The following is a 15,340-nucleotide window of genomic DNA, read 5'->3' as shown; positions in this document are numbered from 1 at the left end:
AGCGGAGGGACAAGCCGTGGAGATCAAGATCGGCGTACAGCACACGCCGCGCGAGATCGTTCTTGAGAGCGGACAGTCTGCCGAGGAGGTGGAGGGCGCCGTGGCGGACGCGCTCTCCGGCACCGGGAAGTTGCTCACCCTGGTCGATGTTCAGGGCCGCAAGATCGTGGTCCCGGGGGACCGGCTCGCCTATGTGGAGATCGGCCGGCAGACCGCTCGTCAGATTGGTTTCGGCGCGCTCTGAAGGCGTCCGCGCGACGCCGGCCGGACGTTCCGGGCGGCGCCCACGACAGCTGGGGACGCGCCCGGTCGGTGGCCGGGGCCCGAACGGGCCCCGGCCACCGTCGTTTCGTGCCCCGGGCGGCCCCGACCCACCCCGTGGAGTGAACGGCATGCACACCCCCCGCCCCGCGCCCGTGCTCGAACTGGTCGCCGAACGGCTGCGGGCCGTCCTCGGCGAGCCGGAGGCCCGGGCGGCGGTCACCTTCCTGGGCACCGAGCGGATCGAGGTGCTGCGCTACCTGGTCCCCGACGAGGGGCTGGTCCGCTATGTCACGTTCGGGATGTCGGCCGCGCCGATGGCCGACCCCACGGCGGCGGTGGCCGACCAGGACCGCGGGCCGCGCGCCGAGCTGGTGTTGAGCCTGCGGGCCGGCCGGGCCGACACCGACCGGGTGCTGCGGGCGCTGGCCACCTTCGCGGCGACCCCGCAGGTCGAGGGTCTGGTGGTGGCGCCGGGTGGTTCGCTGGAGCTGCCGGAGCCGCTGTGGCCGGGCGCCCCGTTCCACGCGGTGCTGGTCGGGGAGGGTGGCGGGCTGGTGCCCGACCTGGAGTTGCCGGAGCCGCGCTCGCCGGTGCGCTTCCTGCCGTTGCTGCCGATGACCCCGGCGGAGGCCGCGTGGAAACGGGCCCGTGGGGCCGACGCGCTCCAGGAGCGGTGGCTCGCCCGAGGCACCGATCTGAGAGATCCCACCCGTTTGGCGGTTGCCCTCGACGGGTGAGCCAGCTTGACGGCGGCCCCCGGCGGCGGGACCGTAGGTGCCCATGAGGGGCGAACCAAGTTGCCCGAAGTGCGGGGGCCAGGTGCGGGCACCCGGGCTGTTCGCTGACACGTGGCAGTGCGCGGCGCACGGCGCCGTCCATCCGCTGCAACCCGTGGTCCCGCCGAGCGCGGACGCGCTCGCGGCGGTGGCCAACCGGTCCAGGGTTCCGTTGTGGATGCCCTGGCCGCTGCCGGTCGGCTGGCTCTTCACCGGGGTGACCAGCGCGGGGGACGACGTCAGCGGCGGCCGGGCCACCGTACTGGCCTGCACCGGCCCGGGACCGCTCGGCGGTCCGGGCGAACTACTGCTGGTGGCCGAGGAGTTGGGCGTCGGGCTGGGCGCCAGGTACGCCGGGCTGCCCGGCCCCGACCCGGGCCTGGGGCCACGACTCGACGAGCCGCCCGAGGTGAAGGTGGTGGCCGCCGGGCGGCCGACCCCGCTCTGGCCGGTCAAGGGCGTGCCCGAGGACCGCGCGGTGTTCGCCGGCGAGGCGCTGGGCCTGTGGCTCTGGGCGGTGATCTGGCCGGAGCGCTCCAGCCTGATGCTCCACGACGAGCTGGTGCTCGCCGACCTCAGGCAGGCGGGCTCGGAGCTGGCCCTGGTGCCCAGCGGGGCGCTCTCCCCCCGGCTGCTGGACTGACCGCCGAGCCGGACGGCGCCGCCGGTATCCTGGGCGGGTGCGCATCGACCTGCACACCCACTCCACCGCCTCCGACGGCACGGACTCCCCGGCCGAGCTGGTGCGGAACGCCGCCGCGGCCGGGCTCGACGTGCTCGCCCTGACCGACCACGACACGGTGGCCGGCCACGCCGAGGCCGCCGCCGCGCTGCCGGCCGGGCTCACCCTGGTGCCGGGCGCCGAGCTGTCCTGCCGGCTGGACGGCGTCAGCCTGCACATGCTGGCCTACCTCTTCGACCCCGACGAGCCGGAACTGGCCCGCGAGCGCGACCTGTTGCGTGACGACCGGGTGCCCAGGGCGCAGGGCATCGTGGCGCGGCTGCGGGAGCTGGGCGTGCCCATCACCTGGGAGCGTGTCCGCGAGCTGGCCCAGGGCTCGATCGGTCGGCCGCACATCGCCGCCGCGATGGTGGAAGCCGGCGTGATCGAGGACATCTCCGCCGCGTTCACCGCCGAGTGGATCGGCGACGGCGGCCGGGCGCACGTCGGCAAGCACGAGCTGGACGCGTTCGCCGCCGTGCGGATGATCCACCGGGCCGGCGGGGTCGCGGTCTTCGCGCACCCGCTGGCGGTCAAGCGCGGGCGCTGCGTGCCGGAGAGCGCCATCGTGAGGCTCGCCGAGGCCGGCCTGGACGGCGTGGAGGCCGACCACTACGACCACGACGCGGCCACCCGGGACCGGCTGCACGGCCTGGCGGCCGACCTGGGCATGCTGGCCACCGGCTCCAGCGACTACCACGGCTCCCGCAAGCCCTGCCCGCTCGGCCTCAACACCACCGCGCCGGAGACCTACGAGGCGCTGCTGGCCCGCCCCACCGCCGGCACCGTCCTGCGGGGCTGACCGGAGGGCGGCCGATCAGCCGCCCTCGACGGGCCCGGTGGGCTCCGTGGACTCCGCGGCCGCCGGCGCCTCCGAGCGCTCCGCGGCCGCCACGCCCGGGCCGTTCCCGACGGCCGCCCAGAAGTCCGCCAGCGCCGCCGCCGTCTCGGTCGGCCGCTGCGCGTTCGGCGAGTGCTCGGCCCCGGCGATCACCGTGCGGCGAGCGCGCAACCGTCGGGCCATCACGTCCAGTTCCACCACCGGCCAGGCCAGGTCGCGCTCCCCGGACAGCACGTGCACCGGCAGTCCGGTCGCGGCCAGCGCCGCCACCCGGTCCGGCTCGTAGCGCAGGGTCCGGCCGGTGCTGCGCAGCTGCGCCGGCGAGTTGGCCAGCCAGCGCCCGCGCAGGAAGTTCCACAGCTCCGAGGTCTCCGCCTTCGGCTGGAGCACCCACCACAGCCGCCGTTGGCCGAGCACCGGCAGGCCGGCACCCAGCGCCCGTGCCCGCCACCGCTGCCCGCGCGCGATCCGGCCGGCCCCGGAGGCCATCAGGGTCAGGGAGGCGAACGGCGAACGGCCCGCGGCCGCGGCCCGCAGCACCGCGCCCCGGCTGATCAGGCCGCCCAGCGAGTGGCCCACCAGGTGCACGGCGGGCGCCCCGAGCGCCTCGGCCTGCGCCAGCACGTCCTCGGCCAGCGCGCCGAGCGCGTAGGAGCGGCGCGCCAGGTCACCCGCCGACTCGTACTGCCCGCGCCCGTCCACGGCCACCGCGCGGTAGCCGGCGGCGGCCAGCGGCGCCAGCAGGGCGATGAAGTCCTCCTTGCTGCCGGTGAAGCCGGGCACCAGCAGCGCGGTCCCCGACGGCGGGCCGGCCGGCGCGATGTCCAGCACCGCGAACGCGCCGCGTCGGGTGACGAGGGGATAGGCCCGCACCCCGGCGGGCGGGACCAGGAACGGCGGTCTGCTCACCTTCGAAACAGTAACCGCCAGGCGCCGGCGACCGGAGACCGGGCGCCGGACCGGCGTTTGGCCCGCCGGTTCGTCACGGGGCGGGCCTTGGCCACGATCGGGGCGTCCGGCCTCAGTCGGCGCTCGGCGCCGCGCCGCTCCCACCCCTGGTGCGGCGACGCCGCCGCCGCGGGGTGCGCGGCGCGCCCTCGGCCGCGCCCGCCGGCGCGCCCGCCGGCTCGGCGGCCGGCCGCTCCGCCGCCGCGGCCTCGTGCGCGCCGACCGGCTCGCCGCCCCTGGTGCGGCGACGCTGCCGCTTGGGCCTGGCGGCCCGGCGCGGCTCGGCGGTGGCGGTGGGGGCGGCGCCCGGCCGCCGGCCACCGCGCTTGGCCTGCGGCCCACCCAGGTCCTCGACCTCCTCGGCGGCCAGGCCGGCCCTGGTGCGCTCGGCGCGCGGCAGGGTGCCCTTGGTGCCCTCGGGGATGCCCAGCTCGGCGAAGAGGTGCGGCGAGGTCGAGTAGGTCTCGGGCGGCTCGTGGAACGCCAGCTCCAGCGCCTTGTTGATCAGCTGCCAGCGCGGGATGTCGTCCCAGTCCACCAGCGTGACGGCGGTACCGGCGTTGCCCGCCCGGCCGGTGCGGCCGATGCGGTGCAGGTAGGTCTTCTCGTCCTCGGGCGTCTGGTAGTTGATCACGTGCGTGACGCCGTCCACGTCGATGCCGCGGGCCGCCACGTCGGTGCAGACCAGCACGTCGACCTTGCCGTTGCGGAAGGCGCGCAGCGCCTGCTCGCGGGCGCCCTGGCCGAGGTCGCCGTGCACGGCGCCGGAGGCGAAGCCCCGGCGGGTCAGCTGCTCGGCCACGTCCGCCGCGGTGCGCTTGGTGCGGCAGAACACCATGGCCAGCCCGCGGCTCTCCGCCTGGAGGATGCGGGAGACCAGCTCCGGCTTGTCCATGGAGTGCGCCCGGTAGACGTGCTGGGTGATGTTGGCCACAGTGGCGCCCTCGTCGTCCGGCGCGGTGGCACGGATGTGCGTGGGCTGGCTCATGTAGCGCCGGGCGAGCCCGATCACCTGGCCGGGCATGGTGGCGGAGAAGAGCATGGTCTGCCGCTTGGCCGGCAGCTGCTCGATGATCCGCTCGACGTCCGGCAGGAAACCGAGGTCGAGCATCTCGTCGGCCTCGTCCAGCACCAGGCAGCGCACCTCGGAGAGCCGCAGCTTGCGCTGCCCGGCCAGGTCCAGCAGCCGGCCGGGGGTGCCGACGACCACGTCGACGCCCTTGTTGAGCGCCTCGACCTGCGGCTCGTAGGCGCGGCCGCCGTAGATGGACAGCACCCGGACGTTGCGCGCCTTGCCGGCGGTCAGCAGGTCGTTGGTGACCTGCTGGCACAGCTCCCGGGTGGGGACGACGACGAGCGCCTGCGGCGCGTCGGTCAGCTCCTCGGGGGCGGCCCGGCCCGCCTCGACGTCGGCCGGCACGGTGACGGACTCCAGCAGCGGCAGCCCGAACCCGAGGGTCTTGCCGGTGCCGGTCTTGGCCTGCCCGATGACGTCGGTGCCGGCCAGCGCGACCGGCAGGGTCATCTCCTGGATGGGGAACGGGGTGACGATGCCGACGGCCTCAAGGGCCTCGGCGGTCTCGGGCAGAATCCCGAGATCTCGGAATGTGGTGGTAGCGGACAGCGTGCTTGCCTCTTCTGTGTGACGCGGCACACGGCGGCGAGGCGGGTCTGTGGACCGCGCCGCTGCCCGGCGGCCTGGGAGGGCCGGCTGGCCGGCGCGGGACCCGGTCGTCTCGCTCAAGCGCACGCACCGCGCGAGCGGGCCCCTCGGAGCGCGGTTCGTGCGGGGGCACAAGCCGCGTGAGGGCTGGTCGGTCGGAGCCGATCGGGCCACCGACCGGACATCCGCAGGGACCCTGGGACGCGGCTTTCCCGGGCCCAGGAGACTCCAGCTTTGGGAAGTGGGACCGCCGCACCTGGGCGGGCCTCCTTAGCACTGTACCTCGGAACGACGCACATGTGTCAGGGCCGGTGCGACCGGACCGCCGGCCCCGCACGGACCGATGCTCGGGAGCGGGCACCACCGGCCTGCCCTGGGACTATCCTGCATGGCCATGGAGACGCCGCAGAACCCCGCCGAGGAAGCCGCCGCCGACGAGTCCGCCGAGGCGGCCCCCACCGGGATCGCCGCGAGCGACTGGGCCGAGGCGTCGGCCGACCCCAGGTACCGGGCCGCCGTGGTCGACCTGCTGGGTGCCCTGGCCTACGGGGAGCTGGCGGCCTTCGAGCGGCTGGCCGAGGACGCCAAGCTGGCCCCCGGGGTCGCCGACAAGGCGGCACTGGCCCGGATGGCGACGGCCGAGTTCCAGCACTTCGAGCGGCTCACCGAGCGGCTGCGGCAGATCGACGAGGACCCGACGGACGCCATGCGCCCGTTCGTCGCGCCGCTGGACGAGTTCCACCGGCTGACCGCCCCGTCCGACTGGCTGGAGGGCCTGGTCAAGGCGTACGTCGGGGATGCCATCGCGGCCGACTTCTACCGCGAGGTGGCCTCCCGGCTGGACTCCGACACCCGGCAGCTGGTGCTGGCGGTGCTGGACGACACCGGGCACGCCTCGTTCGCGGTGGAGAAGGTGCGCTCGGCGATCGAGGCGGAGCCGCGGGTCGGCGGCCGGCTGGCGCTGTGGGCCCGCCGGCTGATGGGCGAGGCGCTCTCCCAGGCGCAGCGGGTGGTGGCCGACCGGGACGCGCTCTCCACGATGCTGGTCGGCGGCGTGGCCGACGGCTTCGACCTGGCCGAGATCGGCCGGATGTTCTCCCGGATCACCGAGGCGCACACCAAGCGGATGGCCGCCCTCGGCCTCTCCGCCTGACCCCGCACCCGCGCCGGGGCGGGTTCCGGCCCCGGGCGCCCCGGCCGGACACCGCCGGCCCCGTCGTCGGGGCGGGGCCCCGGTCCGCCGCCGGAACCGGGAGAGGAGCCCTCGGCCACGCTCCGGGTCCGGCAGAGCCGCCCGGCGGTTCCCCGGTCCGGAGTCGCACCAGCCAGGCCCGGGCGCACCGGTGCCACGACCACCCGCCGCTCCGCGTGGCACCCACCGGCCCCGGCGACAGCGCGACCAGCGTCCAAGCCACCCGCCACGCCCGGACACCGTCCCGGCGCCGGTCGCCCCCGCCCCGGCCGCGGGACACCCGGCTCGGCCCAGCACCGTGCCCCCGACGCGGCCCCGGCACGACCGCTACCCGGCCCCCAGCGGGGAGCCCCGGCGGCGGCCGGAGGCCCGAGTCCGGCTCGGGCCGGCCCCGTCCCCGACGACGGGGACGCCGACCCGGCAGCGGGGCGCTGGGCGCAGCCCGGCACCCCACACCCTCGCCCGGCGGCAGCCGGCGGCGCGGCCCGGCCGCCCGGTCCCACCGGAAACCCCCGGACCCCGCGACGCCGCACCCGTACCCGCGGCACGGCGGCCGCCCAACCCCCGGAGGGGCCTCGTGGATCGGCCGGCCAGGCCCTAGGCTCGCGGCATGGCGACTGCGGCGGACCCCGGCTTCGACCGGGCCCTGATCGAGGAGTCGGCGCGGAAGTCCGCGCTGGTCTGGGTGCGCGGCCCGGAGGGCCCGCCCCGCCCGCTCTGGCACGCGTGGCACGAGGGAGCCGTGTGGCTGGTCGGCGGGCCAGGCGAGCAGCCCCTGGACGGGCTGGGACTGGTGGCCGGTGCGCGGGCCACGGTGAGCTGCCGCAGCAAGGACCGGGGTGGCCGGCTGGTGGTGTGGCCGGCCGAGGTGGCCGAGCCGGGGCCCGACGACCCGGCCTGGGCGCCGGCCGTCGCCGAGCTGGCCGGCCGGCGGCTGAACGCCACGGACACCGCGACGCTGGCCGAGCGGTGGGCCGCCGAGTGCCGGGTCCTGCGGCTGAGCCCGGCGGGCGAGCCGCTCCAACGGCCGGGCGCCATGCCGGCCGAGAGCGGGGCCGCGGCTCCGCTGCCCACCCCGGCGAGCACCCGGGTGGCGACCCCCAGCGGGCTGCCCACCCGGCGCCGCGCCGGCCGCCGGCGCTGACCGCCGACGGCCGGGTGGCCCCTACTCCTCGCGCAGCACCTCGTCGCCGTAGTCGACGATCTCGTCCTCGGCCGGGGCGACCAGGCTGAACTCCTGGTCCCAGTCGGAGAGCAGCAGGTCGCCCGCGTCGCCGCCGCGGTGCAGCCGCAGCGGGAAGGGCACGCCGTCCAGGGAGACGTCCATGACGCCGCCGGCGCCGCCGGCGGCCTCCAGCTGGATGGTGGGCGTCCCGTCCACCTCGCTCTCCTCGCCGACGGTCCGCTCGCCGTCCAGCGCCAGCAGCGCCTCCAGCAGCGACTCCTTCTCGGTGAAGCCGGCCAGCTCCACGTAGGCCGGGTCGTCGGGCGCGACCAGCACGTACTTGCCGTCGAGCTTCTGGGTCGGGTCGCTTTCCAGCTCCTCGGGCAGGCCCTCGGTCGCCCAGAAGTCGGCGTCGGCCCGCAGGTACATCTGGTCGTCGATCCGCAGCAGTTCGAAGGTGGCGCCGTCCTCCGACACCTGGCCGACGCCGCCGTCGGGGCCGATGCGCATGTCGAGCCGGTAGGAGCGGCCCTCGGCGACGACGGTGCCGGAGAGGCGCACGGTGGCCGCGGCGATCGCCGCCTCGCGGGCGCGGGCCTCTATGTCCTCGGGGGGCAGCGCCTCCATCCCGTTGGTCTCCGGGGGCGGTTCCTCCTCGGGGCCGCCGCAACCAGTGGCGGCGAGCGGCAGCGTCAGACCGGCGGCGAGGGCCGCCACGCCCCTGCGCCACCTGGAGTTCGAAGGGGGGACACGAGCTGGCACGGCGACTGCCTCTCCTCCAGTTGGGCGCTGGGTCTGCGGCAGCGTACCGGGAAGCCGGCGACGCCGGTGCGGGGGCGGTCCCGTGGCGACCGTCCCGAGCCGTACCATCGGGGCATGGCTACCGACATTCCCCCTGCGACCGGCGCCACCGGCACCCTGCCCACCGAGGACGATGTGCGGGCCGCGCTGCGGCGGGTGAACGACCCGGAGATCCACCGCCCGATCACCGACCTCGGCATGGTGAAGTCGATCGCCGTCGCGACGGACGGCCGGGTCGAGGTCGGGATCTACCTGACGGTCCAGGGCTGTCCGATGCGGGAGACCATCACCACGGACGTGCGCTCGGCGGTCGCCGCGGTGCCGGGGGTCAGCGAGGTGTCGGTCGAGCTGGACGTGATGAGCGACGAGCAGCGCAAGGAGCTGGCCAGCACGCTCCGCGGCGGGCAGGCCGAGCGTGAGGTGCCGTTCGCCAAGCCCGGCTCGCTGACCCGGGTCTACGCGGTGGCCTCCGGCAAGGGCGGCGTCGGCAAGTCCTCGGTGACGGTGAACCTGGCGGCGGCGCTGGCGGCCGACGGGCTGAAGGTCGGCGTGGTGGACGCGGACATCTACGGCCACTCGGTGCCCCGGATGCTGGGCACGGACGCGCGCCCCACCCAGGTGGAGAACATGATCATGCCGCCCACCGCGCAGGGCGTGAAGGTGATCTCCATCGGGATGTTCACGCCGGGCAACGCCCCGGTGGTGTGGCGCGGCCCGATGCTGCACCGGGCGCTCCAGCAGTTCCTCGCCGACGTCTACTGGGGCGACCTGGACGTGCTGCTGCTCGACCTGCCGCCGGGCACCGGCGACATCGCCATCTCCGTGGCGCAGCTGGTGCCGGGCGCGGAGATCCTGGTGGTGACGACGCCCCAGCAGGCGGCGGCCGAGGTCGCCGAGCGGGCGGGCTCCATCGCGGTGCAGACGCACCAGAAGATCGTCGGCGTGGTGGAGAACATGGCGGGCCTGCCCTGCCCGCACTGCGGCGAGCTGGTGGACGTCTTCGGCACCGGCGGTGGCGAGCGGGTGGCCGAGGGGCTGACCAGGACGACGGGCGCCAAGGTGCCGGTGCTGGGCAGCATCCCGATCGACGTGCGGCTGCGGGAGGGCGGCGACGACGGCCGGCCGGTGGTGCTCTCCGACCCCGAGTCGCCGGCCGGGGTGGCGCTGCGCTCGATCGCCTCGTCGCTCGGCGCCCGGCAGCGCGGCCTGGCCGGCATGTCCCTGGGGATCACCCCGCGCGGCAAGTTCTGACGCGGTGACCGGCCGCCCGCGGTGTCGGCCGGCCGGTGGGGCGCGGGGCGCGGCGGCTCAGCCGCGCACCGAGTAGCTCTCGATGTCCTTGACCACGGCGAAGCCCAGGCCGTAGGCGCTCATCCCGCGGCCGTAGGCGCCGATGTGCACACCGTGCGGCGCCGCCCCGGCGAGCACCCAGCCGTACTCCGACTCACGGTAGTGGAACGGGGTCGGCACGCCGTCCACCGGCAGGGAGAGCCGGCTCCAGCCGCCGCCGTCGAGGTCGTCGGCCAACTCCCAGGCGATGTTGGTCTGTTGCTCCAGCCAGTCCTGTCGCAGCGCGCGCTCCATCTGGGCCGGCCAGGTACAGGCCAGCAGGCCGGAGCCGGCCAGCCAGGCGGCCGAGGACGGCGAGGTGGCCTCCAGCAGGCCGGTGCCGTCGGGGCTGCGCCGCACCGGGCGGTCGGCGACCGTGACCACCATGGCGAACCGCTGGTCCTCGTGGCCGAGTTCGGCGCGCAGGGTGGGCTCCTGCCCGTGGCCGGTGGCACCGTGCTCGACGGAGCCGTTCGCGTCCGTGCCCACCTGGGTCAGCCAGCGCGCGCCGGTGAACGCGTCGTCCAGCCCGTACCAGGGGAAGTCGGCCGCGAGATAGCCCTCGATGACCGGACGTGGGCCGGGCACCCCCCTGGTGTCGCCTCGACCGGAATCGCCGCCGGCCGCGTCGTGCGGCTCCGCCCGACTCGTCGTCTCCATGTGCCGACGCCTCCTCATTGCCCTCGTCCTGGGCACACCCCGGACATAGGGAGGATAGCCACCCGGCTCGCCCCTGTCGGGCGCCCCCGGGAAGCATGGGCCGGCATATGCCCCAAAGGGGCCGGATCCACTCAGGTGGCGTCGGCGTCGAACGGCGGAGCCTCGGCGGGCGGCGTCCCGCCCGCGGCGTCCCCGTTCTTGCTGAGCCGGACGGAGCCGGCCGCGCCGCCCGACCCGCCGGTGCCGGGAGAGCCGGTGCGCTGCTTGGCGAGGCTGGTGGTGGGCCGGTTGGCGCCGGGCCGCTGCCCCGCGGGCCGGGTGGTCCGGCCGTTGACCGCGTCGGTGACCTCGGTCAGCTCCTTGCGCACGTCCAGGTCGTTCGCCAGCTCCCGCAGACCGAACTCGTCCTTCTCCAGCAGGTGCTTCCTGGCGAAGTTGCGTGGGTTGAGGTCCTCGAACTCGAAGTCCTTGAACTCCGGGCCCAGCTCCGAACGGATGTCCTGCTTGGCGTTGTCGGAGAAGTTCCGGACCTTGCGGATGAAGTCCGTCACCTCGCGGATCATCTTGGGCAGCTTCTCCGGCCCGAAGACCATGATGGCCAGGATGATCAGCGTGATGAACTCTAGGGACCCTATATCGAAGAACACCTGACAGCTCCCTCACGCACAACGAGTAGATGGCCACGGTACCCCGGCCCCCACGGCAGGGGGAGACCACCGGGGCGGGGATTCGGGCGGAACGTCCACCGGTCGCCGGCGGTGCGGCCCGCCGTCATCCGGCGGCCGCCCGCCCGTCACCGGCGCCGGCCGCGTCAGTCGCCGTCGGACTCGCCGAGCACCGCCGTCAGCTCCAGCTCGCGGCCGTCCCGCTCGACCGTCAGCACCAGCTCGTCCCCCGGCCGGTGGCTGCGGATCCGGATGATCAGCTCGTCCGCGTCCCGGACCCGGTCGCCGTCCACCGCGGTGATCACGTCGCCGTCCCGGACGCCGGCCTCGTCCGCCGGACCGCCGGGCACCACCGCCGGATCGTCCGTCGAGCTGCCGACCCGGGCGCCCGTGCCGGTGTGGCGGGTGTCCAGCGTGACCCCTATCACCGGGTGCGTCGCCCGCCCGGTGTTGATCAGCTGCTCGGCGACGTCCTTCGCCTGGTTGATCGGGATGGCGAAGCCGAGGCCCACGCTGCCCGCCTCCAGGCCGCCGTTGTCCACGCTGCGGATCGCGCTGTTGACGCCGATCACCCGGCCGTCCGCGTCGGCCAGCGGCCCGCCGGAGTTCCCCGGGTTGATCGGGGCGTCGGTCTGCAGGGCGTTGACATAGCTGATGTCGGAGCCGTCGGCCTGCTCGCCGCCCGCGGTGATCGGCCGCTCGGTGGCGCTGATGATCCCCGAGGTGACCGTGCCGGCCAGGCCGAACGGGGAGCCGATGGCGACCACCGGGTCCCCCACCCGGACGCCGTCCGAGTTCCCCAGGCCCAGCGGGGTCAGCCCGGCGACGCCGTCGACCCGGACCACCGCCAGGTCGTAGCCGCGGTGCCGGCCGACCACCGAGCCGCGGACCGTGTCCCCGCTGCTGAAGGTGACCTCCACCGTGCCGCTGCCCGCACCGCCGCCAACCACGTGCGCGTTGGTCAGGATGTGGCCCCGCTCGTCCAGCACGAAGCCGGTGCCGGACGAGCCGCCCGGCGCGTGCAGGGTGACCACGCCGGGCAGCAGCGCGCTGGCGATGCCGGAGATGCTCCCGCTCGGGGTGGCCGAGGAGTCGACCGGGGACTGCGGCAGCCGCACGTCGCTGAAGGCGCCGTTGCGCTCCAGCTGGACGCCGACGACGCCGCCGATCACGCCGGCCAGCAGGGCGACCAGGGCCGCGCCGGCCAGTAGCGCGGCCGCCCGGGGGCGGGCGGGCGGCGGCCCGGCCGGGGCGGCGACCGCGGGCGCCGCGGGCGGGAGACCGGCGGCCGGCGGGACGGCCCAGGGGTCGTAGCGGTGCGGCGCGGCGGGCGGCGGCCCGGCCAGGACGGCCTGGCCGCCGAGGCTGCCGCCGTCCGCCGGCAGCCTGGTACCGGCGGGCGGCGTCGGGTCGGGGCGCTGCACCGGGGGCGCGGGGGCCCAGGGGCCCGGCTGGCCGTAGGGCGGCGTGCCGTAGGGGTCCTCCGCCGGGTCGTCGGGGGCGGCGGACGCCTCGGCCGGCCGCGCCGCCTCGGCGCCCTTGGCCAACCCGACCGGCTCGGGCCCGGCGGCGGGCCGGTCGGCGCTCACGCCCTCCGGAGAACCCCAGCCGCCGGGGGCCGTGCTCCGCCGCTCGACGCCGTTCCCCTTGTCCATGGCTGCCGTCCCCATCGTGTCCGCGCCATCCTGCTCTCGGGGCTGCATTCAACCAGGTCGGTCTGAGTAACTCAGCGGGGACGCACGGCGCCCAGCGCGCTGGAGCTGGTGTGCTCGGGGCGGAGCGGGCCTATCACCGGCTCGGCCGTGGTCGCGGGTGGGGTCGCCCTGGGCACCGGGGAGGGGCCGTGGGAGGCGGGCAGGCTGCTGCCCAGCAGGGTGAACTGCCGGTGGACGCCCGCCTGGAAGGTCGGCTCGCTCAGGTCGGAGACCGGCAGCACCGCGGCGGCGGCCTGCCGCCGCGCGGCCTCCTCCTCGGTGCCGGCCAGCGGATGGAACGCGGGGCTGGCCGCGACCCCGCTACCGGCGGCCATCGCGCTGGGCGCCGCCGTGACCCGGTCCTCTCCGGTGCCGGCGCCGGTGACGGCACCGCCGATGGCGAAGGCCGCGAGGGAGACCGCGCCGGCCGCCGCGAAGGCGAGCCGGTGGCCCCGCGGGAGCCGGGCGGCCACCGGCTCGTGTATCCGGAAACCCGAACCCCCGCCGAACCCGGCGGGGGTCGACAGCCAGGACCGACCCCGACCGCCCGGCAGCAGATCGAGCCGCAGCGCGCCCGGCCGTTTGGGCGGGGTGCCGGCGGCGGGCGGGCCCGACTCCCGGCTGGGGGCGGGCTCGGGGCGGGGCGGGCCGGCGCCCAGGTCGCTGTCGGCCGGAACGTTCTGCAGGCGGGCCAGCAGGCCCGCCGAGAGGGTGGGAAGGGGATCGGTGGCGAAGACGTTCTTCAGGGCCCGCTGGGCCTCGACCTCGGCCTTGCAGTGGCCGCAGGTGGCCAGGTGGGCCAGGACCCGGTCCCTGTGGTCATGGGACAGCTCGCCGTCCACCAGGGCGGCGAGGCTCTCTCCGAGGTGACGGTCGGCCGGTCCTGTCTCCGGGGCTGCGGTCACTCCATCGCGCCTTCCACTGATCCGGCGGACCCCGGCGCCGCGGCGAGCGCCGGCTCGGCCTCGGCCACCGTCGCCCGGGCGACGCGCTCCTCGGGCGAGCGGTGCCGCAGGGCCTTGCGCAGGTGGGAACGGCCCCGGTGGATGCGGCTGCGGACCGTGCCGAGCTTCACCCCGAGGGTGGTGGCGATCTCCTCGTAGCTGAGGCCCTCGATGTCGCAGAGCACCACGGCCGCCCGGAAGTCGGGGGCCAGGGTGTCCAGCGCGTGCTGCACGTCCGCGTCGAAGTGCGTGTCGTTGAAGTGCTGTTGCGGGGTGGGCTCGCGGCTGGGCAGCCGGTCCGCCGCGTCCTCGCCGAGCGCGTCGAACCTGATCCGCTGCTTGCGGCGCACGGAGTCCAGGAACAGGTTGGTCGTGATGCGGTGCAGCCAGCCCTCGAAGGTGCCGGGGGTGTAGGTCGACAGGGAACGGAAGACCCGGACGAAGACCTCCTGCGTGAGGTCCTCGGCGTCGTGCTGGTTGCCCGTGAGGCGGTACGCCAGGCGGTACACCCGCGCGCTGTGGGTGCTGACGATCTCCTCCCAGCTGGGCGGGGCCCAGCCCTGGCTGTCGGCGCCCGCGCTGAAGGTGGCCACGGCGGTGGTGGTGCCGTCGGCCGGCTCGGTGGTGGCCTGCGCTCGGTCGCTGTCAGCAGTGTCTGTCACGGAATTCGGCCCGCCGATGGTCCGTCGGATGCGCGAGAGCATCCCCCGGCCAGTGGACGTGGCCGCACCTCCCCTGTCGGCTCTGGTGGTGTCCAGTGGAGTCCCAACCATAGCCACCTCGCCCGTTAGCTCCGGATAAGCATTTTTGACCGGCATTGCCGGCGACCGCCCGACGGCGGGACGACAGGGCCGACTGTCCTGACCAACGTCAGAGCCGGGCATCCGGTTCCCACCCGAAGTCGATACAGTCAAGGCGCGTGACAGACGGGGACAGGAGAAAGCCATTACCGGCAACCGGCTGACGAGCTGGGCGTTCGCCGAGGCCTATGGCGCACCGGACGCCGACAGCGCCGAGGGCACGGCGTTGGGCTGGGCCCGTGAGCGGGCGCGCGAGGCCGGGGTGCGCGCGGTGTCCCCCGGCACCGGCGACGCGCTGCGGCTGCTGGCCGCCGTCAGCGGGGCCAGGGCGGTGGTGGAGATCGGCACCGGCACCGGGGTCTCCGGCATCCACCTGCTCACCGGGATGCGCCCGGAGGCGGTGCTGACCACCGTCGACATCGAGCCGGAGCGGCAGCAGTTCGCCCGGCAGGCGTTCCGGCTGGCCGGCTTCGCCGCCAACCGCACCCGGATCATCCCGGGGCACGCGTTGGACGTCCTGCCCCGGCTCACCGACGGCGGCTATGACCTGGTCTTCTGCGACGGGGACCGGCTGGAGTACCTGGAGTGTCTCGCAGAATCGTTGCGGCTCCTGCGGCCCGGCGGACTGGTGTGCTTCGCCGGGGTGTTCGGCGGCGGCCGGACCGTGGACTCGGCCGCCGCGCCCACCGAGGTGCGCCGGCTGCGCGAGCTGCTGCGGGCGGTCCGGGAGAGCTCACAGCTGGCGCCGGCGCTGCTGCCGGTCGGCGACGGCCTGCTCTGCGCCGCCCGCAGCTGAGCCCGGACGCCCCACCGGCCCGGGACAGACGCGGCGGCGCCGCCCCGGAAACGTGCTCCGGGGCGGCGCCGACAGGATCAA

General features: G+C 75.8%; 15 protein-coding genes and 1 pseudogene. 8 read left to right on the top strand and 8 right to left on the bottom strand.

Going from position 1 to position 15,340, the window contains the following annotated elements; translation table 11 throughout:
- Nucleotides 1-16: 16 nt before the first annotated feature.
- The 4 genes from RM844_RS04100 to RM844_RS04085 all read left to right on the top strand — a co-directional run bounded on the left by RM844_RS04100 (nt 17) and on the right by RM844_RS04085 (nt 2,563).
- Complete coding sequence (locus RM844_RS04100) at nt 17-244, top strand: DUF3107 domain-containing protein (RefSeq protein WP_311664823.1); 228 nt, start codon at nt 17-19, stop codon at nt 242-244.
- A gap of 148 nt (nt 245-392) precedes the next feature.
- Complete coding sequence (locus tag RM844_RS04095) at nt 393-1,001, top strand: suppressor of fused domain protein (RefSeq protein ID WP_311664821.1); 609 nt, start codon at nt 393-395, stop codon at nt 999-1,001.
- 43 nt (nt 1,002-1,044) lie between these two features.
- The gene (locus RM844_RS04090) at nt 1,045-1,683 is read left to right on the top strand and encodes a DUF6758 family protein (protein WP_311664819.1); all 639 of its coding nucleotides are present in this window, start codon (nt 1,045-1,047) and stop codon (nt 1,681-1,683) included.
- A gap of 37 nt (nt 1,684-1,720) precedes the next feature.
- Nucleotides 1,721-2,563 (top strand): PHP domain-containing protein, encoded by an 843-nt coding sequence (locus RM844_RS04085; protein WP_311664817.1) that lies wholly within the window; start codon nt 1,721-1,723, stop codon nt 2,561-2,563.
- A gap of 15 nt (nt 2,564-2,578) precedes the next feature.
- On the opposite strand, the gene RM844_RS04080 is transcribed toward RM844_RS04085, so the two are convergent.
- Together RM844_RS04080 and RM844_RS04075 are read right to left on the bottom strand one after the other, a co-directional pair.
- Nucleotides 2,579-3,511 carry an alpha/beta fold hydrolase gene (locus RM844_RS04080; RefSeq protein WP_311664815.1) on the bottom strand — a complete coding sequence of 311 codons (933 nt, stop codon included), beginning with the start codon at nt 3,509-3,511 and terminating at the stop codon, nt 2,579-2,581.
- Between the two features lie 112 nt (nt 3,512-3,623).
- A pseudogene (locus tag RM844_RS04075) lies at nt 3,624-5,304 on the bottom strand (DEAD/DEAH box helicase).
- Nucleotides 5,305-5,607: 303 nt separating this feature from the next.
- Here RM844_RS04075 and RM844_RS04070 point away from each other — a divergent pair.
- Entirely contained in the window at nt 5,608-6,366 is a 759-nt protein-coding gene (locus RM844_RS04070; protein ID WP_311664813.1) for a ferritin-like fold-containing protein, read from the top strand.
- A gap of 649 nt (nt 6,367-7,015) precedes the next feature.
- Nucleotides 7,016-7,549, top strand: coding sequence for a hypothetical protein (locus tag RM844_RS04065; protein WP_311664811.1), 534 nt, complete (start codon nt 7,016-7,018; stop codon nt 7,547-7,549).
- 21 nt (nt 7,550-7,570) lie between these two features.
- Here RM844_RS04065 and RM844_RS04060 read toward each other — a convergent pair whose 3' ends face one another.
- Nucleotides 7,571-8,287 (bottom strand): hypothetical protein, encoded by a 717-nt coding sequence (locus tag RM844_RS04060; protein WP_311664809.1) that lies wholly within the window; start codon nt 8,285-8,287, stop codon nt 7,571-7,573.
- A 159-nt stretch (nt 8,288-8,446) separates the two neighbouring features.
- Here RM844_RS04060 and RM844_RS04055 point away from each other — a divergent pair, with 159 nt between their 5' ends.
- Nucleotides 8,447-9,622 (top strand): Mrp/NBP35 family ATP-binding protein, encoded by a 1,176-nt coding sequence (locus RM844_RS04055; protein WP_311664807.1) that lies wholly within the window; start codon nt 8,447-8,449, stop codon nt 9,620-9,622.
- A 57-nt stretch (nt 9,623-9,679) separates the two neighbouring features.
- On the opposite strand, the gene RM844_RS04050 is transcribed toward RM844_RS04055, so the two are convergent.
- The 5 genes from RM844_RS04050 to sigE all read right to left on the bottom strand — a co-directional run bounded on the left by RM844_RS04050 (nt 9,680) and on the right by sigE (nt 14,436).
- Nucleotides 9,680-10,360, bottom strand: coding sequence for a hypothetical protein (locus RM844_RS04050; RefSeq protein ID WP_311664804.1), 681 nt, complete (start codon nt 10,358-10,360; stop codon nt 9,680-9,682).
- Between the two features lie 131 nt (nt 10,361-10,491).
- Nucleotides 10,492-11,007 (bottom strand): sec-independent translocase, encoded by a 516-nt coding sequence (locus RM844_RS04045; RefSeq protein ID WP_311664803.1) that lies wholly within the window; start codon nt 11,005-11,007, stop codon nt 10,492-10,494.
- Nucleotides 11,008-11,171: 164 nt separating this feature from the next.
- Nucleotides 11,172-12,680 carry a S1C family serine protease gene (locus tag RM844_RS04040; protein ID WP_311664801.1) on the bottom strand — a complete coding sequence of 503 codons (1,509 nt, stop codon included), beginning with the start codon at nt 12,678-12,680 and terminating at the stop codon, nt 11,172-11,174.
- A gap of 71 nt (nt 12,681-12,751) precedes the next feature.
- Nucleotides 12,752-13,624, bottom strand: coding sequence for an anti-sigma factor family protein (locus RM844_RS04035; protein ID WP_311664799.1), 873 nt, complete (start codon nt 13,622-13,624; stop codon nt 12,752-12,754).
- A complete protein-coding gene (gene sigE / locus RM844_RS04030) occupies nt 13,621-14,436 on the bottom strand; it encodes an RNA polymerase sigma factor SigE (RefSeq protein ID WP_311664797.1) in 816 nt (271 codons plus the stop codon). Before sigE ends, RM844_RS04035 begins: the two co-directional genes overlap by 4 nt.
- A gap of 109 nt (nt 14,437-14,545) precedes the next feature.
- Between sigE and RM844_RS04025 the strand changes: the two genes are divergently transcribed.
- A complete protein-coding gene (locus RM844_RS04025; protein WP_311665314.1) occupies nt 14,546-15,259 on the top strand; it encodes an O-methyltransferase in 714 nt (237 codons plus the stop codon).
- Nucleotides 15,260-15,340: the final 81 nt, after the last annotated feature.

The organism is Streptomyces chisholmiae, assembly GCF_031845445.1.
GTDB classification, from domain to species: domain Bacteria; phylum Actinomycetota; class Actinomycetes; order Streptomycetales; family Streptomycetaceae; genus Streptomyces; species Streptomyces chisholmiae.
The sequence above is the reverse complement of the archived record's forward strand: the minus strand, read 5'-3'. Positions and strand labels throughout refer to the sequence as shown.